The organism is Flavobacterium sp. HBTb2-11-1 (assembly GCF_009826975.1).
GTDB lineage: Bacteria > Bacteroidota > Bacteroidia > Flavobacteriales > Flavobacteriaceae > Flavobacterium.
In genome coordinates this window covers 31,319-57,794 of record NZ_WUMO01000005.1, presented here as the reverse complement: position 1 = coordinate 57,794, position 26,476 = coordinate 31,319, and the positions used below count along the sequence as shown (strand labels likewise).

Annotated in this window: 15 protein-coding genes; 9 read left to right on the top strand and 6 right to left on the bottom strand. The window is 35.2% G+C overall.

The features are described 5' to 3' along the window. Positions 1–16: 16 nt before the first annotated feature. The 3 genes from GR162_RS12000 to GR162_RS22395 form a co-directional block, all read right to left on the bottom strand. Entirely contained in the window at positions 17–1,390 is a 1,374-nt protein-coding gene (locus tag GR162_RS12000) for a sugar MFS transporter (protein ID WP_160782361.1), read from the bottom strand. A 165-nt stretch (positions 1,391–1,555) separates the two neighbouring features. Then, positions 1,556–2,437: a sugar phosphate nucleotidyltransferase gene (locus tag GR162_RS11995; RefSeq protein WP_160782360.1), complete on the bottom strand. Its 882-nt coding sequence runs from the start codon at positions 2,435–2,437 to the stop codon at positions 1,556–1,558. A gap of 6 nt (positions 2,438–2,443) precedes the next feature. After that, complete coding sequence (locus tag GR162_RS22395; RefSeq protein WP_160782359.1) at positions 2,444–3,535, bottom strand: galactokinase family protein; 1,092 nt, start codon at positions 3,533–3,535, stop codon at positions 2,444–2,446. A gap of 231 nt (positions 3,536–3,766) precedes the next feature. On the opposite strand from GR162_RS22395, the gene GR162_RS11985 reads away from it, so the two are divergent. Then, a complete protein-coding gene (locus GR162_RS11985) occupies positions 3,767–4,807 on the top strand; it encodes a LacI family DNA-binding transcriptional regulator (RefSeq protein ID WP_160782358.1) in 1,041 nt (346 codons plus the stop codon). Between the two features lie 111 nt (positions 4,808–4,918). Here GR162_RS11985 and GR162_RS11980 read toward each other — a convergent pair whose 3' ends face one another. Further along, positions 4,919–5,557 carry a carbohydrate-binding family 9-like protein gene (locus GR162_RS11980; protein ID WP_160782357.1) on the bottom strand — a complete coding sequence of 213 codons (639 nt, stop codon included), beginning with the start codon at positions 5,555–5,557 and terminating at the stop codon, positions 4,919–4,921. Positions 5,558–6,237: 680 nt separating this feature from the next. On the opposite strand from GR162_RS11980, the gene GR162_RS11975 reads away from it, so the two are divergent. From GR162_RS11975 to GR162_RS11940, 8 genes are all read left to right on the top strand, one after another. Further along, the gene (locus tag GR162_RS11975) at positions 6,238–9,324 is read left to right on the top strand and encodes a TonB-dependent receptor (protein WP_160782356.1); all 3,087 of its coding nucleotides are present in this window, start codon (positions 6,238–6,240) and stop codon (positions 9,322–9,324) included. A gap of 36 nt (positions 9,325–9,360) precedes the next feature. Continuing rightward, complete coding sequence (locus tag GR162_RS11970; protein ID WP_160782355.1) at positions 9,361–10,872, top strand: RagB/SusD family nutrient uptake outer membrane protein; 1,512 nt, start codon at positions 9,361–9,363, stop codon at positions 10,870–10,872. Positions 10,873–10,969: 97 nt separating this feature from the next. Next, entirely contained in the window at positions 10,970–12,376 is a 1,407-nt protein-coding gene (locus GR162_RS11965) for an aryl-sulfate sulfotransferase (protein ID WP_160782354.1), read from the top strand. A gap of 102 nt (positions 12,377–12,478) precedes the next feature. Further along, entirely contained in the window at positions 12,479–13,480 is a 1,002-nt protein-coding gene (locus tag GR162_RS11960) for a c-type cytochrome (protein ID WP_091130661.1), read from the top strand. A gap of 67 nt (positions 13,481–13,547) precedes the next feature. Continuing rightward, the gene (locus GR162_RS11955) at positions 13,548–16,550 is read left to right on the top strand and encodes a glycoside hydrolase domain-containing protein (RefSeq protein ID WP_237421356.1); all 3,003 of its coding nucleotides are present in this window, start codon (positions 13,548–13,550) and stop codon (positions 16,548–16,550) included. Between the two features lie 127 nt (positions 16,551–16,677). Further along, on the top strand, positions 16,678–19,773 hold the full coding sequence (locus GR162_RS11950) for a DUF5107 domain-containing protein (protein WP_160782353.1): 3,096 nt from the start codon (positions 16,678–16,680) through the stop codon (positions 19,771–19,773). Between the two features lie 20 nt (positions 19,774–19,793). Further along, positions 19,794–21,977 (top strand): M1 family metallopeptidase, encoded by a 2,184-nt coding sequence (locus GR162_RS11945; protein WP_160782352.1) that lies wholly within the window; start codon positions 19,794–19,796, stop codon positions 21,975–21,977. Between the two features lie 283 nt (positions 21,978–22,260). Further along, positions 22,261–23,640, top strand: coding sequence for a Gfo/Idh/MocA family protein (locus GR162_RS11940; protein WP_160782351.1), 1,380 nt, complete (start codon positions 22,261–22,263; stop codon positions 23,638–23,640). Between the two features lie 346 nt (positions 23,641–23,986). Here GR162_RS11940 and GR162_RS11935 read toward each other — a convergent pair whose 3' ends face one another. Both GR162_RS11935 and GR162_RS11930 read right to left on the bottom strand, forming a co-directional pair. Continuing rightward, complete coding sequence (locus GR162_RS11935; protein WP_160782350.1) at positions 23,987–24,388, bottom strand: OsmC family protein; 402 nt, start codon at positions 24,386–24,388, stop codon at positions 23,987–23,989. Beyond that, positions 24,388–26,451 carry a LysM peptidoglycan-binding domain-containing protein gene (locus GR162_RS11930; protein WP_160782349.1) on the bottom strand — a complete coding sequence of 688 codons (2,064 nt, stop codon included), beginning with the start codon at positions 26,449–26,451 and terminating at the stop codon, positions 24,388–24,390. Before GR162_RS11930 ends, GR162_RS11935 begins: the two co-directional genes overlap by 1 nt. Between the last annotated feature and the right edge of the window lie 25 nt (positions 26,452–26,476).

The window sequence follows — 26,476 nt, the reverse complement described above, 5'->3', positions numbered from 1 at the left end:
TTTTATTTTTGTTCAACTACCATTTCCTGTATTTATGCCCTTTCACAGCGTAAAACAAAATCATCGCATACGAAGGCAGGAGCATTAAATAAGCCAATTGATTTCCACTTTTTGAAACGTCTTGCATATTTTTTGCAAGATTTGCAGAATTGATGCTTTCAGTAATCATTCCGTAAAAAAGAGGAAAAACTGCACCACCAATAATTCCCATAATCAAAATAGCACTTCCTATTTTTGTATAACCTCCTAAATCCTGCAAAGCCATTGGCCAGATTGCAGGCCAGCATAATGCATTTGCCAATCCTAAAAGTGCTACTAAAAATATTACCACAGGTATATTTGGACTTCCTGGCAATGCAATCATTATTTTTGGCGAAATCAAAACAATTGCCAAAACGAGCACCAAACCTAGCATCCCAGACACTTTCAATGCTGTGACTTGAGAAACATATTTAGGAATCAATACTATTCCAAGAACGTACCCAATAACCATTGCAGACATGGTAAATGATGTTAATTTTAGATAGAAATTTCCTTCTGCACCATAAACACCCAATTGTTTTCCGAAAGCTCCAATAGAATCTCCCGCTAAAACCTCAGCAGATAAATAAAGCATTAAAGTAATTACTCCTAAAACCAGTTGCGGGTGCTGAAAGGCATTTTTAATCTGTTTGAAAACACTTAAATTCGACACATTCCCTTCTTCATCCAAATCAATTTCTGGAAGAGGAGAAAATTTCACCATAAGAGCTAAAACAGTAATAATCAACCCCATATAAAGATACGGTGTTTGCAATTGTAATGCAAGAGAATTTAATGCGCTCGTTTTTGCAGCTTCATCCATCAAGGCAATTTTGTCTGCGGTAAAGTCCTGCATATTAGACAAAACCAAAACTGTAAGCACAATTGGCGCAACAAATCCTGCCAATTTATTTGCAATTCCTAAAACACTGATTCTTGCAGCGGCACTTTCTCTCGGACCAATCACCACTACATAAGGATTTGAAGCCGTCTGCAGAACTGCCAAACCGGTTCCCATTACAAATAAGGCTAATAAAAACAAGAGAAATGTACGACTGGAAGCCGCTGGATAAAACATAAAAGCTCCCGCGGCAATAATCAATAATCCTAAGGAAATTCCGTTTTTATATCCCACTTTTTCAATGATATACGAAGAAGGAACTGCCATTACAAAATAGGCAATATAAAATGCGAAAGTCACAAAATACGCTTGTGAAGAAGTTAATTCGCAAGCTAATTCAAAAAACGGAATTAATGGTCCGTTAAGCCAAGTTACGAATCCTAAAATAAAAAATAACAAGGTTAAAATCACCATCGGAACAATGGTACTTTTTTTCTCTACTTGTAATGTACTTTGAATGTTTGTCATAATTTTTGGTTGATTAGTTTATAGATTTATTTAATTCAAAATCTAAATTAGAATCAACTCTCACATTATTGATTGCGTAATTTATGCAAATATCTGCATTTTTTTTGCAAAACAAAAGTAGTACATAAAATTTCCTTATTCTCTAATTTAGATATGAAAGTTTTGTTAATTTTTATTATTCCAATTTAAATCAGGATAATATTTTGCCAAATATGTTTTTACTTCGGCAATATCTTCTTTAGCAGTTAGGTCTGGAACGTGCTCAGAAAACGGAATTCCGACAGTAGTTTGCGGATTTTCCTTAACAGAGTTTAAAAGCACTGTTGGAAGCTCCTTTTCATCACGCTCTGGATGGACAGGACAATTTTTAAGATGTATATATAAGGTCTTGCCATTAAACTTAAAAGCATTCATACTGACACGTATTTTACCTTCTGAATCTTTATATTGTTCTAAGTCTTCTTCAGTAGGTTTTTCTAAAATATCCAACAGCTGATTGTTTTGATCTAATTTGGCAATCGCAAAACGCGAAATACGCTCTAATGGAAAATCCATTGCGTCACGATCATAACTGATAAAAGCATTCGGACTTTCGGTTTCCCTCAACGCACGTAAAGCTTCTGCAGAATACAGATTATCACTATTACAAACCGAATAAAACTGCGAATTCAATTCCGGATATTGCTCTACAGCTTGAAACAGAGCATCTGCGGTTCCAAAAGGTTTTACCCTTCCTTCTGGAATATATTGAACCGCAAAAGAAATATTGAGTCCGTGAAAATCATTGCCCTTCATCTTACTGCCATAAAACTCCTTAAACAATTCTCCTTGTTCTCCTATAATAATATAGATGTTTTTATAACCTGCCTTTTTAGCATTCCATAAAAGATAATCCAAAAGAGGTCTTCCGCTCGCTCCAACACCAATAAGACCTTTGCTTCTCTCGTTAGCCTGTGCAATTTCTTCTGGAGATAAATTATTTGTAACCGCTTCTTTTTTCATACGAGAAGAAGCTCCGCCGGCTAAAATCACTAAACTGTCGTGCATTTTATTTTAATTTTCAATATTATCAATAATTCGTACTCCGGGATCAACGTTTACCGCATAAGCTTCCTGTGCTCCTGCGTCTAAAATCGCTTCTATAACCGCATTCTCATTCTTAGGATCAGCAATTACCACAATGCTTCCGCCACCTCCAGAACCCACGATTTTTGCTCCGTACGCTCCAGCCTTCAACGCTGCATTAATCATGGCATCAATTCTTGGAACAGTTATTTTCAGCAAATCGCGTAAAACTTCATGATGACCATTCATTAAGGATCCAATTTTTTTAAAATCTAAGATTGGCTTTTCAAATTCTTTTAAAGCCTCTTTAGTATAATGGTAATTCTTGATGGCTGCTTCAAAAAATGGAATCAGACGATCTGGAAGACAATTTCTGTATTTATCGACATCTTCAATTTCCGAAGCATTTAAATCAAACTGCGGATAATTTTGCTTTACAAGATCAATTGCCATCAAAGCATTTCCTTTTAATTCGCCAAGCAAACCTATGGTTTCCTTTGGAACACCCGAAACACCTGTAATCAATCCTTTCAATTCCGTACCTATAACATCAAAAGAAAAAGGCTTTTTAGTATTGATGTAAACAATATTTCCAACGCCAATACTAAAATGATCCATCATTCCGCCAGGCTCTCCATGTTCTAAAACTTCAGATTCATAGCCCAATTTTGAAAGAAATTCAGGCGTAACTTCATGATCTATTCCAAAAGCTTCTATCAGGAAACGAATCCAAGCCATCAACAAGGCGGAAGAGCTCGAAGTTCCAGAATTAATTGGAATATCTCCAGTAATTGTAATCGTATAACCAGAGGTTGGTTTACAGCCATATCTGCGCAAGACGCGCAATGAGGAAGCAAAATAATCTCTGGATTCTAATTTTTCGAAAGCCTCATGTATATCGATAATCCGAATTTCATTAATATCAACCATATTCAAAACAAAAGTTTCGGTCTGATTTTGTTTTGCAATTAATTTAATATTTCGATCTATCGCACAGGCTATAACAGGCAATCCTAAGTAGTCTTGATGATCTCCAAAAAGGCAGGTTCGGCCGGGAGCTAATGACGTGATTTTTTTCACTTAAACACTTTGTATTAAAACGCTTCAATTCAATAAATTACAGCGTAAATTAGTTATAAATTTATTTTCAGTTTTCGGTTTTGATTTTACGAAACTAGAGATTATATTTTTATAAAACAAGAAAAAATATAAAAATGTGCTCGAACACACATTTTTGGTGTTCTCGAGCACATTTATTAATTCTTATAGAAAAATTACGTTTATTAAATCAAAGTTTTTATATTTGCTCATATGGATAAAAAGTACACAATTAAGGATATAGCGCAAATGGCTGGAGTTTCTAAAGGAACTGTAGACCGCGTGCTGCACAACAGAGGAAAAGTCTCTCCTGCTGCACTCGAAAAAATCAATGAAGTTCTGAATGTTATTGATTACGAACCCAACTTAATTGCACGAAATTTAAAAAGCACCAAAGTTTACCGCATTTGTGTCTTGCTTCCAGATCCTGTATTTGACCCTTATTGGCTTCCGTGCGTTAATGGAATCCAAGATGCCATTAAAGAATTCAAAGCTTATAATGTTAATATAGAAATTCATTACTTTAATCCAGAAAGCACCAAATCGTTTCTAAAAACAAACGAAGCCATTGTAGCTCAATCGCCAGATGCTGTTTTACTGACTCCTCTTTTCCATAAAGAAACCTTAGAAATCATAAAACAATATGACGAATTGGGAATTATGGTAAATACTTTCAACAACCAGGTTGAATCTTCTTCCATAAAAAGTTTTGTTGGACAAGATTTATACAAAAGCGGACGTGTTGCCGCAAGTTTAATGAATTTGATTCTGCCTAAAGGACAGATTGCCATTATCCACGTTGACGAAAGCTTAAAAAACGCCGTCCACATGCAGGAAAAAGAACGAGGCTTTAGAAGTTATTTTGATGAAAAAAATCTTTCTGATTTCTCTTTGGCCACATTAAAACTGAAATATTCCAACATAGAAACTAAGCTGCCAGCGTTTATAAATGAAAACCCAGAGTTAAGCGGCATTTTCATTACCACCTCAAAGGCTTATCAAATCGCTTCTACTCTATCTAATATAACAGACGAAAAAATTGTTTTGATTGGCTATGACTTAATCGATAAAAATGTCAGCTTTTTAAATCAAGGATTGATTCATTTTTTAATACATCAAAACCAAAAGAGACAGGCGTATTTAGGAGTCAGCACGTTAGTAGAACACTTTTTATTCAGAAAAGACATTCCAGAAACCATATTGCTTCCAATTGACATAATAAATGTCGAAAATGCTTCTTTTTATATTAGCTAAAGTTTTTTGCCGCTAAGACACGAAGTTTTTTTTTAATCTCCAGCTAAAGCTGGAGACAATTCAGATTTCTTCCCTTAAAAAAACTTTGCAACTTGGCGCCTTTGTGGCAAATCACCCCACTAAAACAAACTTTCCAAAAGAAGATGCTATGTGAAAATTCGGTTCGGGAGTATTTGGATTTACCCACGTAATCCAAGTTGGTTCGTAGTTACCATTTTTGTCTTTGGAGAATTTTGCTCTATAAACCCCTGTTTCGATAACATTATCATGTATTAAATCTAATTTTTCTAAAGAAGCAATACTAATTACCCCTGCAACCGTAAAAGAAACTTCATCTGCAGAAGATTCCAATTTAATTTGATTTTCAAGCCATTTCCATTCGTAATCAAAGATTTTATTTGGCAGGGCATGGAAATCCAGCAATCTTGTCGAAGGATCAATTTCAAGACAGTAATACGGATTAAGCTCATCATTACTTCTAAAAAAAAGCTCCACGCGATCAGAATTACAAATACTGTCTACACTATTATCTTTTTGATCGATATAAACATCAGTATCAAAAACCCTAAAATTAAAATAGAAGTTTTCTTGATCCCATAACGCGCGAAATTCAATTTTTAAGACCGGTTCATTATTCCACGGAGAACCAAAATCAGTTAAACAATGTGCTTTTTCCCAAAAAAAAGGATCTAAAATCTGAGTTTCGTTCTTTTGATTTTTATCTATTATTTGTACGTGGTATTCTTTCAAAATTCTTCTTCTTAAAATCTGTTAATTTTTCATTTTCAAAAAAGGTCAAAATGACCATTAAATCATCTTTCCATTTTTCCATTTTTCTCCATGACCAATATACTTCAAAAATTGAATTGAAAAACAAATCAAATTCATAATTAAATCTAAAATTTCACTCTTTTTCAACATAAGAAAAGACTGCTTAATTTTTACGTTTTTACATTAGTCATTGCGAAATTCATAAGTTTTTACAAAAAGAACATTTATTATTCAAAAAACAGTCAGTTCTAAGAGCTTCAGCATTTCTAAAACATTTTAAAAATATCTCATCTTTTTAAGTCTAAAAAAACGTTTCGTACAATTTTATGTGCTCGAGAACATAAATTTTGTGTGTTCGAGCACATTTTTTGTGTTTTTTCTTGTTTTATAAAAATATAATCTCTAGTTTCGTCAGAGATTAATCTTAAAACTAAGTTAATTATGCAAAATTTCAGGTGATTTTTAAGCTCAAAAAAAGAAGAAAAACAAACTAAACAAGCCGTGTTTAGGAGTAAAAAAAGAAGTCTCTGGTTTGCATAAAAATAATTCAATCGAAAACACAACTAAAAAGACAAAATGAATTTCCAGATCAAAAAAGAAATCTAAAACCTACAAACAAAGAAAAAACAATTAAACATTAACCAAAACCAATTCAAAGTATGAAATTATTAACCCAAAAAAAGCCAAGAGATTTTCGGCTTAACAATTTATCCCGCAAAGAAATCGGAATAACAGTTCTCTCGTTATTAGTTTTTACATTTCAGGCTTCTGCAGCTTCTTCTATAAATATTTCAGACAAAACCAATACGGCAGTGTTTTTTGAAAAAACTGTAAAAGGAAAAGTAACAGACGAAAAAGGTTTGCCACTTCCAGGTGCCAATGTTGTGGTTAAAGGTACTACTAAGGGAGTTCAGACTGATGTAGACGGAAGCTTTGTTATTACAGTTCCTGATAATGCCACAAAATTGATAATTACTTACATTGGTATGGAAGATCAGGAAGTTACTATTGGAACTGCGCTTCTAAAAATTGTCATGAAAGAAGCAGGACAAAAACTAGACGAGGTGGTGATTGGATACGGAAAATCTAAGAAAAAAGACCTTACAGGTTCTGTGAGTTCTCTTAGCAAAGACAATTTAAACTTAGGCGGAACGGTTGCAAACGTTGGACAGGCGCTTCAAGGACGAGCTTCTGGAGTGCAGGTGCAACAAAATAGCTATGCGCCGGGAACAAATCCGTCAGTAATAATTAGAGGAGGAAACTCTATTAATACTTCTAATGCTCCGTTGTATGTTGTTGACGGATTCATTACCAGTACTGGAGCTTCTATAAGCCCGAACGACATTGAAAACATTCAAATTCTTAAAGATGCCGCTTCTACAGCTATTTATGGTGCCCGTGGAGGAAATGGGGTAATTTTGATTACCACTAAAAAAGGAAAATCAGGAAAAATGAATGTTGAGGCTGAGATTTCTGATGGTTTTCAAAACATCATAAAAGAGCCTTCTTTAATGACTGGACAGCAATATGCCGATTATCAGAATGCTCTTAATGCTGAAAACGGAAGACCTCCGCTTTTCCCTTCCAGCTTTCCTGTTGCCAATACTAACTGGTTTGATGCTGCAACTCGTCCTGGTGAAGTGCTTAATAGAACGCTTACTTTTAGCGGAAGTGACCAAAGTTCTAAATTCTTTCTTTCTGGAAATTATTTAAAACAAACTGGAGCTATCGTAAACACTGATTTTGAAAGATATAGTGTGAGAATGGGTGGTGAAAAAAGATTCAACGAAAGACTAAATATGGGCACAAATGTATATGGTGCTGTTGCCGAAGGAAATAATAGCGATTTTGGCGATAATATTTTATCTCCAATGTTCTCTATCCAGACTGCTCCTCCAACTATTCCAATTTATAACGCAGACGGTTCGTATTATAAATTCCAAGGGAAAGACAATGCGTTAGCACTTTTACTTGAACCTACAGATCACACGATCAATAGATTGGTAAACGGAAACATGTTTTTAGATTATCAGATCATTAAAGGTTTAACATACCATTTTGGCGCTGGTGCAGAATGGCAAGAAAATATTCAAGGAAAATATACTCCAAGTACTTTAGTAGCGGGAGCTGCGTTAAAGGGTTCTGGTTCTGAAGAAAATAAAACCTATTTCAGATGGAGTACAGAACAATATTTGACATATAAATTTGATATCAAAGAAGTACATGCAATTACTGCCATGATTGGTACTTCAAATCAAAAAGATACTTATGAAAGAGTAAGAGCTGCCGGTACAGGTTTCTCTAATGACTTATTGACGTATTACAATCTGCAAGGAGCTTCAGTGTATTTAAAACCTGAAACAGAAAAAACAGAAACAAAATTGACTTCTTATTTTGGAAGGTTAAATTATGCTTTCAACGATAAATACTTAGCAACTTTTACAATTAGAAAAGATGGCTCTTCTCGTTTTGGACCAAATAACCGATTTGGTATCTTCCCTTCTGGAGCTGTTGCATGGAAAATATCTAACGAATCTTTTATGCAAAACGTAAAAGCAATTTCTGAACTTAAATTGAGAGCAAGTTATGGTATTACAGGTAGTGACGGTATTGGAGATTATTCGTACATGAGCCGTTTGTCTTCTTGGGGGGTTACTATTGCGCCAGATGAATTTGTTGCAGGGACAGAACCAGCAAACTTAGCTAACCCAAATCTGAAATGGGAAGAAACAGCTCAAACTGATATCGGTTTAGATTTAGGCTTATTTAATGACAAACTTTCAATTACATTCGATTATTACAAAAAAAGAACTACAGATGCTCTTTTAAATGTTCCTGTTGGAGGATGGTGGGGATTTGGTACTCAAAGAGTTAACGCAGGGGTTATTGACAACCAAGGTATTGAGTTAGGAATAAGCACTACAAACTTCAGAACTGATACTTTTTCTTGGACTACTTCATTAAATGTAGCGTACAATAAACAAGAAGTAGTATCTCTAGCTGATAACGTTAAAATCATTAGCACAAACACTTCTAACCCAAGTGGAGTAGTTTCTGGTCAAGAATTTACAAGATTGGAGCCAGGAAAAGAAATGGGAGTTTTATATGGCTATAAATATGCCGGAGTTATCAAAACAGGAGAAACTTACGCACCTCAGCCTTTATCTGCACCTGGAGATCCAAAATATGTAGACATTGATGGCGATGGTACTATTACAGCAAAAGACAGAACTTATTTAGGAAATACTATTCCTCATTACGTTGCAGGTTTCAATAACGATTTTAAGTATAGAAATTTTGATATGAATATCTTTTTCCAAGGTGCTTTTGATTATTCAGTTTACAATATGACTAAAATGGTTGGCGAGTCTTCTACAAGTACAGATGCGTTAAACCGATGGGTTGCTGGTAAAAACGAAAACACTGATATTCCTAGAGACGGTTATTACAAAAGCACTTACGGAAGTTATGTGAATTCTAAATTTGTTGAAGAAGCTTCGTACTTACGTCTTAAAAATGTTTCTATCGGATATACGATTCCAGAAAGCGCATTAAAAACGGTAAAATTTATTGACAGTATTAGATTATATGCCATCGGACAAAATTTATTGACGATTACAAATTATTCTGGAAATGATCCTGAGGTAAACGGACACTCTACGAACAATTTAGGTGGTGGTATCGATTTTAACTCATTCCCAGCTTCACGAACTTTTATACTTGGAATTAAAGTAGCAATTCACTAGTCTAAAATGCTTTACAGTAACATTAAATTGATTAAAATGAAAAAATATACAATCTTATTACTTTTACTTGCCGCTGGGACACAGTTTTCGTGTAACCAAGACTTGGATCCGACGGTATATAGCAGTTTGACTAATACCAATGGGTATCAGACAAAATCAGATGCTATTGCGGCTATCAATTCCATTTATGGAAGATTAAAAGGACCATCTGTGGGCGATAATTATTCATATTGGGCTACAAGACACTTTGCTTTGACTGATATTGCTACAGATTTAGGACACTGCCAATTTGGAGGAGATCCAGGGCAATTATCTTTAGGAACTTGGAATTCTGCAAACGGACTCTTAAGAGAAGACTGGAACGCCATGTATAAATTGATTGCCAATGCAAACAATGCTATTTTCAACATTACACCAATGAGTGGTATTACAGTTGCTGAAAAGGCACAATTTATTGCAGAAGCAAAATTCTTAAGATGTTCCGCTTACATGGATTTGACCGATTCTTGGGGGCCAGTAATTTTGATTACAGAGGCTAACTTAGGAAATCCTGGATATTTGGATCAAACTCCGCCTTCATCTGTTGAAGAAATAGACGCTTTCATGATTAAAGAATTGACGGAAGCTGCTGATGTTCTTCCAGTTAATTATAAAAACAATGAAATTTACGGTACAAATGATGTAGGACGTGCGACAAAAGGAGCTGCACTAACACTATTGGCAAAATTATACTTAAGAAGCCACGATTGGCAAAAAGTAGTTACCTATACACAAAAAGTAATGGATTTGCACGAATACAGCCTATATCCTTCTTACTTAGGTCTGTTTAAAGAAAGTAACAAATGGTGCAGTGAAAACATCTTCTCTTCTTTAAGTGATGCCAACACAAATGGAACTGAATTATTAAACCACTTTGGTCCTGTTGATCACCCTGTGGTTCAAAACAGATGGCAATATTATACTGTAAACTGGGATTTCTACAACACTTTTGGCGATGAAGATGAGAGAAAACAATGCTTTTTTCCAGAGTATATGGGGACAGACGGTCTATTGCATAAACAAGCTCCATACTTAGGAGCTCAACCTCCAGCTGGAGAATTCTACATGCAAGACGTTTCTACAAAAAAATATGCTGATGATGAAACGACCACTTATTATGATGGACATAGTGTTAATATACTTCGTTATGCTGATGTTTTGTTAAGCAGAGCCGAAGCCTTAAACGAAATCAGTGGGCCGACTCAAGAGGCTATTGATCTTATCAACCAAGTAAAAGGAAGATCTCATGCAAAACTTTTGGTTTTATCAGAACATAATCAAGCTAGTTTAAGAGATGCTATTTTACAAGAAAGAGGATGGGAACTTTTCTACGAAGGAAAACGTCGTGCAGATTTAATCAGAATGAACAAATATGATGTTTTAGTAAATGCATACCACCTTAGAGTTGGAGAAGCAGCTTTAATCAAAATGCCACAAAACAAATATTATACTTATCCACAGAGTCAGGTAGACCTTAATCCAAATTTAAGCAACGCCGACAGACAATAAGAATATCCAATCAAGAATAGACAGTTAAATGTCTGTCTATTCTTGATTATTTATAGCGATAAAAGTACTTTTCTGTTTCACAAAAGAAGCTTTTCAGATGATCAAAAAATTAATATTAAAAGGAAGTTTTATTTTAGTGCTGCTTACTTTGGCGAGTTGTTCTAAAAACCAAATTATCTCCAATATCAATATTGGCACTCATGGCAACAACGAATTGAAAATTCAGATCGATGTTACTACGAATGACCAAGCTCAGGTATATGCAGAATATTGGTCAGACAAAGAAGGAAATCAAAATAAAATGACCTCTCCTATTTCAAATTCTGGTTTAAAACATTCGCTGGTACTTTGCAATATAATTCCAGAAACCGGCTATAGTTTCCAATTAGTTACAGTTCAAGGTGGTAATAAACAAACCAGCAAAGTTTATAATTTTAAATCTAGAAAACTTCCAGAATGGCTACAGAAACAATTCAAAGCCAATTGTCCGAAACCAGAACTATTGCCTGAAAATTTCAAAAAAGGATTTTTGCTTTTAGCGAAAAGAGAAACTCCTGGAACTGCTTATATTGTTGATTACAAAGGAAATTTGAGATGGTATCATACGCTTGAAGGAACTGGTTTTAAAGTCGTTCATTTTACAAAAGACCAAACGATTCTTTCGATTTTGGGAACCAATGACGAGCCAACAAGCTATGGAAGCGAAATTCTTGAAATCAATCTGCAAGGAGATACTTTAACACACATCAAAAAAGGGCAAGGTGATTTGAAGCAGGTTCTTCACCATGAAATCATAAAAAAATCGGCTGACGAAATTGTCGCTTTAACTGTCGAACAAAAAATAATCGATTTAACTTCTATTGGAGGAAAAAAACAAGACACCATCAATGGAGACGGAATTATAATTTTAGACAAAAAAGGAAAACAGCTTTGGAAATGGAGTGTTTTTGATGACTTAGATCCATTTAAAGACAAAAATTTATTAAAAAACAAAAAAGACTGGACGCACGCCAACAGTTTAAGCTACGATACAGATGGAAACTTTCTAATTTCTTTCTATAATAACGGCCAGATTTGGAAAATCAATTCGAAAACTGGAAAAATAATCTGGAAATTAGGCAAAGATGGCACAATGAAAATGGCTCCAGATACCAATTTCTCGCAAGCTCACGCCGCACATATGGATCAGGAAGGAAGTTTATTGTTTTTTGACAATGGTGTCGATATAAAACAATCTTCTGTTTTTGCTCTAAAAGTTGACGAAAAAAACAATTCAGTAAAACTGGATTTCCATATCAAATTACCAAAAGATATTTACAACGATAGAATGGGAAGCGCTTACATGATTAATAAAAACCTCTTTTTGGTTTGTTGCTCCAAAAGACATATTACCGTTTTAACGAATAAAAAAGGAGTTCTTTTATGGGCTTTAGAATCTGAAATTCCGCCTTACAGAACCATCTTTATTCCTGAGGAAAAACTCAAACCTTTTCTTTTGAATTAAAAAGAGATTTTCCTGTAAGGTTTTCAAAACCTTGTAGGTATAAGTAAATTAGAATAAATACCTAACAGGTTTTAAAAACCTGTTAGGATAAAAATAATAGACATGAAAAAATTAATTCTTATTGCACTTTTTTCAGCATTGCCAATGCTTGTTTTCAATTCCTGCACCAAATCTAATTCTCAAACTTTGGCTTCAAAAACAACCGAAGAAGGAGAAGAAGACGAAGGTTACATCACAATTGATACTTCTCAAATTCCAGACGATCAATTTGGAGAATCGGTTCGTTATGGAAGAGAATTAATGATGAAAACCGCTTATTATATTGGTCCGAACGGAAAAAACGGACAATATTTGGGCAATAAAATGAACTGCACCAACTGCCATCAAGATGCAGGAACAAAGCCTCATGCGTTCAATTTGATGTCTTCACACGATAATTATCCACAATATCGCGGGCGCGAAAACAAAGTTCTTACATTGGCAGAAAGAGTTAATAACTGCATTATGCGCCCGCATTCTGGAAAACCGCTTCCGCTGGACAGTAAAGAAATGGTGGCCTTTTTATCTTATTTCAAATGGATTAGCAAATTTGTTCCAAAAGATGGTAATTTTAAAGGAGCAAAAAATTTAGAAATCGAATTTCCAGATGTTGCTGCAAGTCCAGAAAGAGGAAAAGTTTTATTTGCCGAAAACTGCGCAAGATGCCACGGAAATAATGGTGAAGGAGTCTATAATGCAGACAAATCAGGTTATACTTATCCTCCACTTTGGGGCGAATATGGTTATCAGCCAGGTTCAAGCATGCACCGCGTCATTAAACAGGCGCAATGGCTAAAAAGCAATATGCCTTACGATAAAGTACTGCTTGGAAAACCATATCTTACAGACAAACAAGCGCTTGACATTGCAGCTTATGTAAATGACGATTCACAGCATAAAAGACCAAACCCAAAAACGTTCGATTATCCAAATAAAATGGGCAAACCTATTGATTATGCACACAGTCCATTTCAAGATAATTTTTCGGAAGAGCAGCACAAATACGGACCTTACAAACCGATTATTGCTTACTGGAAAAAACAAGGATGGAAAGCCGTTTACTAAACTCAAAATATACTATTTAACTGATTTATACAATACAATACAATACAATACAATACAATACAATACAATGAAACTAAACCTAAACAACACAACGCTTTTAAACAGAATACTGATAATGTGTTTGATCACAATCAGCATTCCTCTAACTGCACAAATAAAATATTCAGACGGAAACGACAGCTGGAATCCGAATCAATTAGGAAATCACCGTGCTGTAATTGCCTTTTCTGGGTCGGGAAATGTTGCTAAAACAACAATCGAATGGCGAAGAAGAGACACGAATCCAGAACTTAAAAAAATTATCGTTCAGGATGCGTCTGGAAAAGATATTCAGAACATAAAAACTGAAAATATCAATAGAGAAAACGGAACTATTTTCTTTGAACCAATTTCTGGAAAAGGAACCTATTACGTTTATTATATGCCTTATGTAGACGAAGGAACTGCTAATTATCCTAAAGGAATTTATCAGAAACCAGAAGACAAAGCCGATGCTAAATGGCTTTCTAATATAAAGGCAAACTTAAAAGACAATGCTACTGTAACAGAAATTCAGAGCGTAAATGCTTTCAACAGCTTTTACCCAATGGAAGTGATTGCAACAGCATCTGAAACTTCTGCTTTTGTGGCCAAAAACAGCGGAAATTCTTTCTTGGTTTTCCCAGAAGACAGAGAACATTCTATTAAATTAAAATCTGATTTACCGCAAAGATGGATTCAGAAAGGTGTTCAAAACAGTTTTTCTGATACGGCGATGAAAGGTGAATATTTAGCTTTTCAATTGGGAGTTTATGCTCTTGAAGATTTGAAAAACATAAAAGTAACTTTTACCAATTTAGTAAGTACAACTGGCGCAACAATTGAGGCGAAAGATATCAGCTGTATCAACACTGACGGAACGAAATATGACGGTAATCCTTTCACCAATACGGTTTCTGTTTCAAAAGGAAAAATTCAGGCAATGTGGTGCGGTATCGATGTACCGCAAACTGCAGCTGCTGGAACTTATAACGGAAAAGCAACTGTTACTGCTGACGGGAAATCAAAAGAAATCAATCTTCAAATTATTGTTTCTAATGAAGTAACAAAAAACGGAGGTATTGACAGTCCAGAAAAAATGACGCGTTTAAAATGGTTAAACTCAACTTTAGCGCAAGAAAATACGGTTATTGCTCCTTATACTCCATTAACCGTAAACAACTCTGAAATTGCTTTATTAGGAAGAAAACTGATTGTAGCTCCAAACGGATTCCCTGCGCAAATTCAAACTTATTTTACTCCAGAAATGACTTCGGTAGGAACAAAAGCAAATGATGTTTTAAGTGCTCCAATAGATTTTCATTTTGTTGACGCATCAGGAAAAGAAGTACAATGGAAAAACAGCGGTGTAAAATTCACTAAAAAAGACGCAGGAATAGTGTCTTGGGAAAATACTGCGACTTCAAAATCGGTCCAAATGGATGTAAATGCTTCTGTAGAGTTTGACGGTTTTGTACATTATACGGTAAAAGTTACAGCCCTCGAAGACGTCGCTTTTAATGACATTAATTTCCAAATGCCAATGCAGCCAACTTCTGCAAAATACATGATGGGATTAGGTCAAAAAGGTGGAGATCGTCCTGCAACTTTCGACTGGAAATGGGATGTTGCCCATAAAAATCAAGACGGTGCTTGGATTGGTGCTGTAAATTCTGGATTGCAGTTTTCTTTAAGAGACGAAAAATATAGCCGCCCTTTAAATACTAATTTCTATTTACAAAAACCTTTATTGCTGCCTACTTCATGGGGTAACGAAAATAAGGGCGGCATTACCATTACGCCAAATCCAAAATCGGTTGTAGTAAATGCGTACAGCGGTGCTAGAACGATGAAAAAAGGCGATGTTTTATACTATAATTTTAACTTATTGATTACGCCTTTCCATACCATAAATACCGATTTTCAATGGGATACAAAGTTTTACCATAAATACAGTCCGATCGATTCTATCGCTAAAACTGGCGCAACGGTAATCAATATTCACCACGCCAATGCAATCAATCCTTATATCAATTATCCTTTTATTGAATATAAAAAGATGAAATCGTATATCGATGAAGCACATCAAAAAGGCTTAAAAGTAAAAATCTACAACACGGTTAGAGAGGTTTCTAACAAAGCTTATGAAACTTTCGCTCTTAGAAGTTTAGGTCACGAAATTTATTCTCCAGGAAAAGGTGGCGGATTCTCTTGGCTGCAAGAGCACGTTGGAGATGATTATATCGCTGCTTGGTTTGTTCCTGAAATTAAAGACGCTGCAATCGTAAACAGTGGTATGAACCGTTGGCATAATTACTATGTCGAGGGAATGAATTGGCTGACTCAAAATGTGGGCATTGACGGAATTTATCTAGATGACGTTGCTTTCGACAGAATCACAATGAAACGCATCAAAAGAGTTTTGACTAAAGATGGTCATCCTGGAATTATCGATTTACACAGTGCGAACCAATATAACAAAAGTGACGGATTTAATAATAGTGCCAACTTATACATGGAGCACTTCCCGTACATCAATAGATTATGGTTTGGAGAATATTTTGATTATGAAAAAAATCAGCCTGACTTTTTCTTGACCGAGGTAAGTGGAATCCCGTTTGGTTTAATGGGAGAAATGCTTCAAGATGGTGGAAATCCGTGGAGAGGAATGGTTTACGGAATGACAAACAGATTGCCTTGGAGCGATGGTGCTGACCCAAGAAACATCTGGAAACTTTGGGATTCTTTCGGAATTAAAGGTTCTGAAATGATTGGATATTGGAGCGAAAACTGTCCTGTAAAAACAAACAACGACAAAGTTTTGGCAACTGTTTACAAAAAGAACGGAACAGCTTTAATCTCGATTGCAAGCTGGGCAGATGCAGATACAAAAGTAAAGCTGACAATCGACTGGAAAAAATTAGGAATCAATCCTTCAAAAGCTACAATTACAGCTCCAGAAGTCCTTAATTTCCAGCCTGCACAGACTTTTAACGCAAATGATGAAATTCCAGTTTCGAAAGGAAAAGGCTGGTTGTTGATTGTGAAATAATTATAACTGAAAAATTTAATGCCACAGATTTCACAGATTAACACATATTAATTTGTACAAACAGATTAAAAAATCATTTTAATCCGTGAAATCTGTGGCAAAAAATAACCCACAAAAAACTCGTCTTATGAAATTTAGACCACTATTATCCATTTTGCTCTTTGGAAGTCTTTTCATAAATGCACAAAACAACCCAACCGTAAAAGAATACAAAAAAGTATTTACCACATATCCGTTCTCAGATCCTGATCCGATTCCGAAACCTGATACAAAGTTTTATCCGTATTTCCGTTTTGATGGTTTTACAGACAAACCTGTTCAAAAAGAATGGAAAGTAATCGAAATCGAAAACGACTATATCAAACTGATGATTCTGCCAGAAATTGGCGGAAAAGTCTGGTCGGCAATAGAAAAATCTACAGGAAAAGACATTGTTTACAATAATCATGTTGTAAAATTCAGAGACATTGCCATGCGCGGACCGTGGACAAGTGGCGGTGTTGAAGGCAATTACGGAATTATCGGCCACACGCCAAACTGCGCCACTCCTGTGGATTACAAAATTATAAATCGAGAAGACGGAAGCATTAGTTGTGTGATTGGCGTTTTAGATTTATTGACGAGAACTTCTTGGAAATTAGATATTAATCTGCCGAAAGACAAAGCATACTTTACTACAAATTCGTTTTGGTCAAACACAACCGAATTCGAACAGCCATATTACACTTGGATGAATACCGGAATAAAAGCGGCCGAAAATCTGCAGTTTATTTATCCGGGACAAACATATATTGGTCATAACGGAGAATACAATTCGTGGCCAATTGACAAAGAAAACGGCAAAGATTTGTCATTCTATAAAAACAACAATTTTGGCGGTTACAAATCGTATCACGTATTCGGGAAATATGACGATTTCTTTGGAGGATATTACCATGATGAAGATTTTGGAATGGGAAGATACGGCAATCATGATGATAAGCCGGGCAAAAAAATCTGGATTTGGGGATTGTCTCAGCAAGGCATGATTTGGGAAAAATTATTAACCGATACTGACGGGCAATATGTAGAAGTTCAAAGTGGAAGATTGTTTAATCAAGCGAGCGAAGCTAGTAATCTTACACCATTTAAACAGCGCTCATTTGCACCTTATCAAACCGATACTTGGACCGAATATTGGTTTCCTGTAAAACACACAAAAGGTTTTGTAAAAGCCAATAATTATGGTTCTGTCAATATTAAAAACGAAAACGGCTGGCTGAAAATCTATTTTTCTCCGCTTCAAAAATTAAACGATAAAATCGAAGTTTTTGAAAACGGCAAAAAAGTATATTCTAAAGATATTGCTTTGAATACCATGCAAACTTTCAAAGATTCTATTCAGATAAAAGTCGATTCAAATAAACTGAAATTTGTTTTAGGCGAAAATAAATTGGTTTGGAATGCTGCTCCAGAAGACGGAAACATTAATCGTCCTGTAGAGATTCCGAAAGATTTTGACCATAATTCGGTTTACGGATTGTATCAGCAAGGAAAAAATTACATCAGTTTTAAAGATTATGTTCTGGCTGAAGAAAAACTGAATGCTTGTTTGAAACTAGATCCCAACTACGCTCCTGCCCTTTCTGCATTGGCTTCTTTGCAAATCAGAAAATTAGATTACAAAGGCGCTGTAAATTCGGCAAGCAAAGCTTTAGCAATTGATACTTATGATCCTGCTGCGAATTATTTTTATGCTTTAGCGAACTTTCATTTAGGAAATAACACCGATGCAAAAGATGGTTTTGATATTGCCGCTGCAAGTGTTGAATTTAGAAGTCCGGCTTACACTGCTTTAAGCAAAATTTACTTAGCCGAAAACGATTTGCCGAAAGCAATTGAATATGCGGAAAAAAGCTTAATCTATAATCAATACAATATAGAAGGTTTACAAATTCTAGCCGTTTTATATCGTCTTCAAAATAATTCCGATAAAGCAAATTCAGCTTTAAAAGCGATTGCGAAATTGGATCCGCTGAATCATTTTGCTGATTTCGAAAAATACCTTTTGAACAATTCAAACGATTCCAAAAATGCTTTTGTTTCAGCTATTCAAAACGAAATGCCAGAACAGACTTTTCTTGAGTTAGGAATTTGGTACAATAACATAAGCCGAAAAGAAGAAGCTTTAAAAGTGTTTTCTACTGCAGAACCAAGCGCAGAAATCATTTATTGGAAAGCCTTTTTAGAAAACAAACCGGTTGATGTGAGCAAAATCAAACCTGGAACTAGTTTTCCTTTCAGAAATGAAACCGCAGAAATTCTGAAATCACTAATTAAAACTAATGATCAATACCAATTAAAATATCATTTAGGTTTGATTGAATGGAATCGTAACAGCATTTCAGAAGCTAAAAGATTGTTTTCAGAATACGGTGCAAAACCAAATGATCCTGCTTTTTATGGCGCAAAAGCTTCTTTATTTAAAGATGATTCGGCAATCGTGTTGGCAAGTCTTCAGCAAGCCATCAAATTAGATCCGCAAGGCTGGAGATACCATAAAATGCTGGCAGAATATTACATCGCTCAAAAACAATTTGACAAAGCGCTTACAACAGCTGAATCTTTCTATAAAAAACATCAGGACAATTATCTGATTGGAATGCTTTACGCTAAAACTTTATTGCTAAATAAAAAATACCGTGAAGCTGATTTGTTCTTAACCAAATTGCAGATTCTTCCTTTTGAAGGCGCAACGGCAGGAAGGCAATTGTATCACGAAGCAAAATTGATGCAGGCTTTGGCAGAAATTAAAAACAAGCAGTACAAAAAAGCATTACAATTTATTGCTGACGCCAAATTGTTTCCAGAGAATTTAGGCGTTGGAAAACCGTATGACGAAAATATTGATGAAAGATTAGAAAACTGGTTAGATTATCAATGTTACAGCAGTCTTGGAAACAAAGAAATGGCTTTTAAATCTTTAGAAAAAATTGTCGCTTTCAAACCAGTAGTCGATAATACGGTTATGAATTTCCTCCCAGCAAACAACCTTGTTTCTGCATGGGCTATCGAAAAAACTTCTTCTGCTCAAGAAGCTGAAAAATGGATAAAAACTCATGCAGATTTATATCCGACAAATAAAATAGTGCAATGGACTTTATTGTCTTACACTAAAAAACCATCGAATATTTTGAGTGAAGATGAAAAAGATGGCGAAGTTAGAATTATCGAAAAATTGTAAAGAACTTTCAAAACAATAAAATGAAAAAGCATTTTTTAAAATATACATTTTTGGGTCTTGCCCTTGTTTTGGCACCAAAAATAGAAGCACAAAACAAGACTGAAAAAGCAGATGAATTATCTATTTATCGTGCTACTCCTTTAAAAACACACGATTTAATTCATACCAAATTGGAAGTTTCTTTCGATTACGGAAAACGTTATTTGTACGGAAAAGAATGGATTACTTTAAAACCGCATTTTTACGAAACCGATTCGCTTAAGTTGGATGCAAAAGGAATGGATTTTAAAGAAATTGCTATTATTGATGGCAAAAAAAGCATTCCGTTGCAATACAAATATGATAGTGAAGAACTTTCTATCGCTTTAAACAGAAAATACAAGCGAACTGAAAAGTATACTATTTTCATTAATTACACCGCAAAACCAGCAGAACTGAAAAGCAAAGCTGGCGAATCGATTACCAATTCAAACGGATTGTATTTTATTAATCCTGACGGAAAAGGTGACAAACCAACACAAATATGGACGCAAGGCGAAACAGAAGCTTCTTCTTGCTGGTTCCCGACGATTGACAAACCAAATCAGAAAACAACTTCTGAAATTGCGATGACAGTTGAGGGAAAATATACCACACTTTCAAACGGTAAATTAACCTCACAAAAAGTAAATAAAGACGGAACAAGAACAGATATTTGGAAAATGGAACAGCCAAATGCGCCTTATTTGTTTATGATGGCTGTTGGTGATTTTAAAGTCTATAAAGATTCATATAATGGCAAAGAAGTCAGCTATTATTTAGAGCCAAAATATGCACCGTATGCCAAACATATTTTCTACAAAACGCCAGATATGATGAACTTTTACGGCAAAATGCTTGGCGTAGAATATCCTTGGGCAAAATATGCGCAAATTGTAGTGAAAGACTATTTTGGAGGTGCGATGGAAAATACTTCGGCAACTGTTCATGGCGAATATGTTCAAAAAACAGAAAGAGAATTATTAGATGATAATCAAGAAAGCACCATTGCTCACGAACTTTTTCATCAATGGTTTGGAGATTACGTAACGGCTGAGTCTTGGTCAAACTTAACCATGAACGAATCGTTTGCCACTTTTGGAGAAGTTTTATGGCATGGTCATGATGCTGGACAAGATGCGGAAGACCGATCGCGTTATGAAAAATTGCAGAATTATTTGCGTTCTCAAAAAAATGGTGATAGTCCGATTTTAGCACGTTTTCATTACAAAAATGCAGACGATATGTTTGATAACATCAGCTATTCTAAAGGTTCAATCATTTTATATGCAATGAAAAATCAAATGGGTGATGAAGCCTTTTTTAAAGGACTAAATCATTATTTAACCACAAATGCTTATAAATCTGGTGAACCGCATCAACTGCGTTTATCGATGGAAGAAGTGACAGGAAAAGATTGGCTGCCTTATTTTGATCAATGGTATTATAATGCTGGAAGTCCGATTTTGGATGTAGTTTACAAATATGCTAACGGAAAAGTTATTATTACCATAAATCAATCTCAGGATAGTGCTGTGCAAACCTTTACACTGCCTTTAAAAGTTGATTTTTACGTAAACGGAACTAAAATCCGAAAGGATATTTTAATTGATAAAAAACAACAAACATTCACTTTTGATCTTCCTTCAAAACCTGAATTTATAGATTTAGATCCAGATAAAATCCTAGTTGGAGAAGTGAATGTAGATAAAAAAACAGCTGCTGATTATCTTTTTCAATATAAAAATGCGCCATCGTATTACAACCGAATTGAAGCTATGAAATTTGCTTCGAAAGACAGAAGTCAGGAATCGCAACTTATTTTACTGGAAGGTTTAAAAGATCGACAGGAAGATTTAAGAGTACTGAGCATCAAAGCAATTGATCTAAATGAAAAGCAAACCAAAGATCAGGTTTTAAAAACGCTTCTTGATATTGCTAAAAATGATAAAAAGACAATCGCCAGAGCAAATGCTATTGTAAAACTGGCTTCTACAGGAGATGCTTCTTATAAAAGTTTGACGGAAGAAAGTATTAAAGAACAATCATACAACGTAATTGCAGCAGGATTAACCGGATTAGCAAAATACGCTCCAGCCGAAGCTGATAAAGCATTGGCTTCATTGGATGACGATACTCAAAAGCATGTAACGCCATTAATGAAAAGATTTAGTAGTCAAAAATAATTATTAAGAGTCCTTTAGGTCTGTTTTTGTTTTTGAAAACCTCTCTAATCTGGTTCATTAGAGAGGTTATTTTTAAAGTTTAATTAAACACATAGAAATATAGAATTTTGCTGTTTCTGTTTAAGATTATGGAAAAAGCAAGCTTTAACACATAGTTCTATATGCATTAAAATTAGTGAGACGCCTTTTTTAAGCTTACAATGACTATGTTTCTATGTGTTAAAAAAATATACCCAACGAATTAAAATAGATGCCCGATAGGCATTAAATAAAATTACTACTTATGAAAATCACCTTCTTAAAACCTATAACAATCCTTTTTCTTTTGTTCGGATGGACAATTGCCTCTGCACAAATGATTAAGACCAAAACACCTTCACGTCCAAAAGGACAGCAAGATGTCCTAAGAATGGCTGCAGATCCAATTCCAACCGTTCGTGTTGCCTTCATCGGACTTGGAATGCGCGGTCCTGGCGCTGTTGAACGTATGACACATATTCCGGGTGTAGAAATTGTGGCTTTGTGCGACATGACTCAAGAAAATACTGCGAAATCAAATGAAATTTTAACGAAAGCTGGTTTTCCAAAAGCACAGGAATTCTACGGAGACGAAAATGCTTGGAGAAAAGTTACGGCTTTGCCAAATGTAGATTTAGTTTATGTGGCTACAGATTGGAAACATCACGCTGTAATAGGTGTTCAGGCCATGAAAGACGGAAAACATGTTGCGATTGAAGTTCCAGGCGCTTTAACTATGAAAGAAATCTGGGAATTGATCGATACTTCGGAAAAAACAAGAAAACATTGCATGCAATTAGAAAACTGCGTTTATGATTTCTTCGAATTGACCACTTTAAATATGGCTCAGCAAGGCGTTTTTGGAGAAATTCTACATGCTGAAGGTTCGTACATTCACGGTTTACAGCCTTTCTGGGGAGAATACTGGAACAATTGGAGAATGGATTATAACATTAAACACCGCGGCGATATTTATGCGACACACGGAATGGGACCTGCGTGTCAGGCACTCAATATTCACCGTGGTGATAAAATGAATTTCTTGGTTTCTATGGATACCAAAGCCGTTGGAAATCCTGCTTACATTAAAGAAAAATCGGGACAGGAAATTAAAGATTTTAGAAACGGAGATCATACGATGACCATGATTCGTACGGAAAATGGAAAAACAATCCACATTCAGCACGATGTTACTTCTCCTCGTCCGTACAGCAGAATGTATCAATTGAGCGGTACAAAAGGTTTTGCTAATAAATATCCCCTTGAAGGTTATGCTTTGGACGGAAAAGAATTAAGCGATGACGTAAAACCAAATCATGAAAAATTGAGCGCGCACTCTTTCGTTCCTGAAGAAGTGAAAAAAGCGTTGATGGAAAAATACAAACATCCAATTGCAAAAGGAATCGAAGAACAGGCTAAAAAAGTGGGCGGTCATGGCGGAATGGATTTTATTATGGACTATCGTTTAATTCATTGTCTGCAAAAAGGTCTTCCTCTTGATATGGATGTTTACGATTTGGCCGAATGGTCTTGTCTTGGTCCGTTAACCGAAATTTCATTAGACCATAATTCTGCTCCTGTAGAAATTCCTGATTTTACACGTGGAGGATGGAACAAACTTAAAAAATTAGAGTTTTCAGAATAAATATATTGGTTAGTTAGTTAGAAAGGGACAAGAGAGCAAAGTAGATGTTGCTCTCTTGTCTGTTTTAGACCATTTATAAAACAAAAAACAGGCAGTCCGAAAAGTATTTACAAACCGTTTGATTTTGGAAATTCAGCTTCGGAGAAGCGAAACATTTATAGCAATTTAATCTATTATCAATAACAAAGCTCCAGCGGAGCGACATATCCTAATTAGAAAAAAATGTCGCTCCGCTGGAGCTCTGTTGCATTCACTTTATTTGAATTTCTACAAATATTTCGCTTCTCCGAAGCTTATAAAAAAAGCTGTCCTTTTGAGACAGCTCCTTTTAATATTAAGTTGAAAATTAATTCCAGTTGAATGTAATTTTCTTTTCGATTTCACTGCTTAAACTTAAAAATACAGGGCAAGTCATTGCAGCACGTTCCAAAATAGTTTTGCTTTTTTCGTCAGCATTGCTTTTCATTTGAAATACAATTTCGATTGCTCCAATTCTTCTTGGCTCTGCATTCATAATCTTAGTTACTTCTGCTGTTGAACCAACAAAATCAACTTCTAAATCACGAGCTTTAATTCCCATAATCGTCATCATACAGCTTGCTAATGCATTTGCAACTGTATCTGTTGGAGAAAACGCTTCTCCTTTTCCGTTATTATCTAATGGTGCGTCAGAAATGATTTCGCTTCCTGATTGCACGTGAATTGAACTCGCTCTTAAATCTCCTAAATAGGTTACTTTTGATGTCATTAATTTGCTACTTTTAAAGTTAAGTCACTATCATAATATAAGATGTAAACACCTTTATTAGCGTGTCCTCCATCTTCTTTTCTATAATACTGAAATTTATTGTCTACCTGCTGAGTTGTCATCAAATCAGCTGTTTCTTGGAATGTTTTTCCTTGCATTAAACGCATCATCGTATCAAACGTTACGTCAAATCCTCTAGTTGCATAAGTCGTCGGATTTGCTTTGTTTTTTAGACGATATTGTTTTTCATAAATTAAAACTGGCTGTTCATCACTTTCGCGAGTTACAGAAGGATACATTAATTTTAGTTTTACCAAATTATCAAAATTGATTTCATCTGTATCCAATGTACTATTTGGCTCTAAAATCACCAATTGAACCTGACACGTTTTTTGAGAATCTAGTAGAGCCTTAATTGTAGCTTTTACCATCGCTGTATTTCCTGTTTCCATCACAACATAATTCAAACGATTTGGTATTAATAGACTTTTTAAATTAGCCACATCCAAACCACCAGTTTCAGTTAGAGACGCAAATGCCACTCCTTTCTGATTTTGCTTAATGTAGTTGATAACCGACTCTTTTTTCTTGTCAACTACCGCTACAATGTTTCCATTTTTAGAACGCATATAATCAAAAACTGCATTTTTGATTACGTCATTTGAAGGTATAGTTTGGTACAAATTATCAATCGGATTAGCACTATCTTTTGATAAAGGCGAAATTACAGGAACATTATACGAACGCAGCATATTTGCTGCCGTTTCTGCATTACTTTGGTAAAATGGCCCAATTACAGCATCAGCATCTTGAAGTTTCGGAGTCAAACCTACAACATTCGAAGTGGTTTTAGTTTCCTGAGAATCATAAATTGCAACGTCAATTGGCAGTTTCAAGGTTTTTGCAGAATCAATCGCCATCAAAGCTCCAGAATAAAAATCTAGAGTCATATTTAAAAATTTATCATTTTTAATTCTATTAGCCGTTCCTGAAGTATCGCTTTGCACTTTAGCCAAATTAAAAGGAAGCAGTAAAACTACTTTTTTACGCTCATTGACACCTTTCTTTTTTGTTAATTCAACAATTTCTACATTTTCGTTTTCAGTAGATTTTACTTTATCAACAATCTTAATTCCGCCACCAGAACTTTCCGTTGGTTTATTTACAGAAGAATCAGCTGGCTTATCAGGAACTTGCGCTGCAATAATTGGCGCAGGAGCTACATATCCAGCAGGAACTTTTAGAACCATCCCCTCTTTTACACCTTCCGAAAGTGACGGATTTAATGCCACTAATTCGTCTTGAGATAAATGAAAAACTCTTCCTAAACTATAGAAAGTTTCTTTCGGTTTCACCTGATAATCCATGTACGTTACTGCTTTTTTAGAAGATTCAGCAGGTTTTTTATTTTCAGCAGGTTTTGCTGTTTCTGTTGCAACATGTTCTGTTTTTGGCGCTGTTCCTTTTATGGTAAGTCTGTAACCGACTGGCAAATTGTTAACAATATCTGGATTGCGTTTTTCCAATTCGTCCACAGTCATATTATACTGTTTTGCAATTCCAAATTTTGTTTCTTTTGGCTGAACGTCATGATATACATATTTTTCAGCACCTTTTTCTTTAGGTTTTGCTGTTGCTTTTGGAGCCGATCCTTTTGCTGGAATAACCAGTTTCTGTCCGATCTGAACACCTGTTTTTTCCAAAAACGGATTTGCTGCTTTTAAAGCTTCATCAGAGATTCCGTATTTTTTCTCGATGCTGTAAAACGTTTCTTTTGGCTGTACTTCATGAATAATCTCTTTTCCTGAAGCAGCTTTAGTTTCAGCAACTTCTTTTTTTGCTTCTCCTGTTGCCGTCGGAATCAGCAATACTGTATTTGGGCTTAAACCTGTTCTGGCATCTGGATTTAGCTTATAAATATCATAAGGCGTAACCTTAAATTTTTGAGCAATCTGATTAATAGTTTCACCGCTTGATACTTTATACTTCACCACTTTTTCCTGCGAAAACGCACTTGAACTGATAAAGAACACAAGAGACAATAATGTTAAATAGTATTTCATAATATGGCTTAAAACAATTTAATTT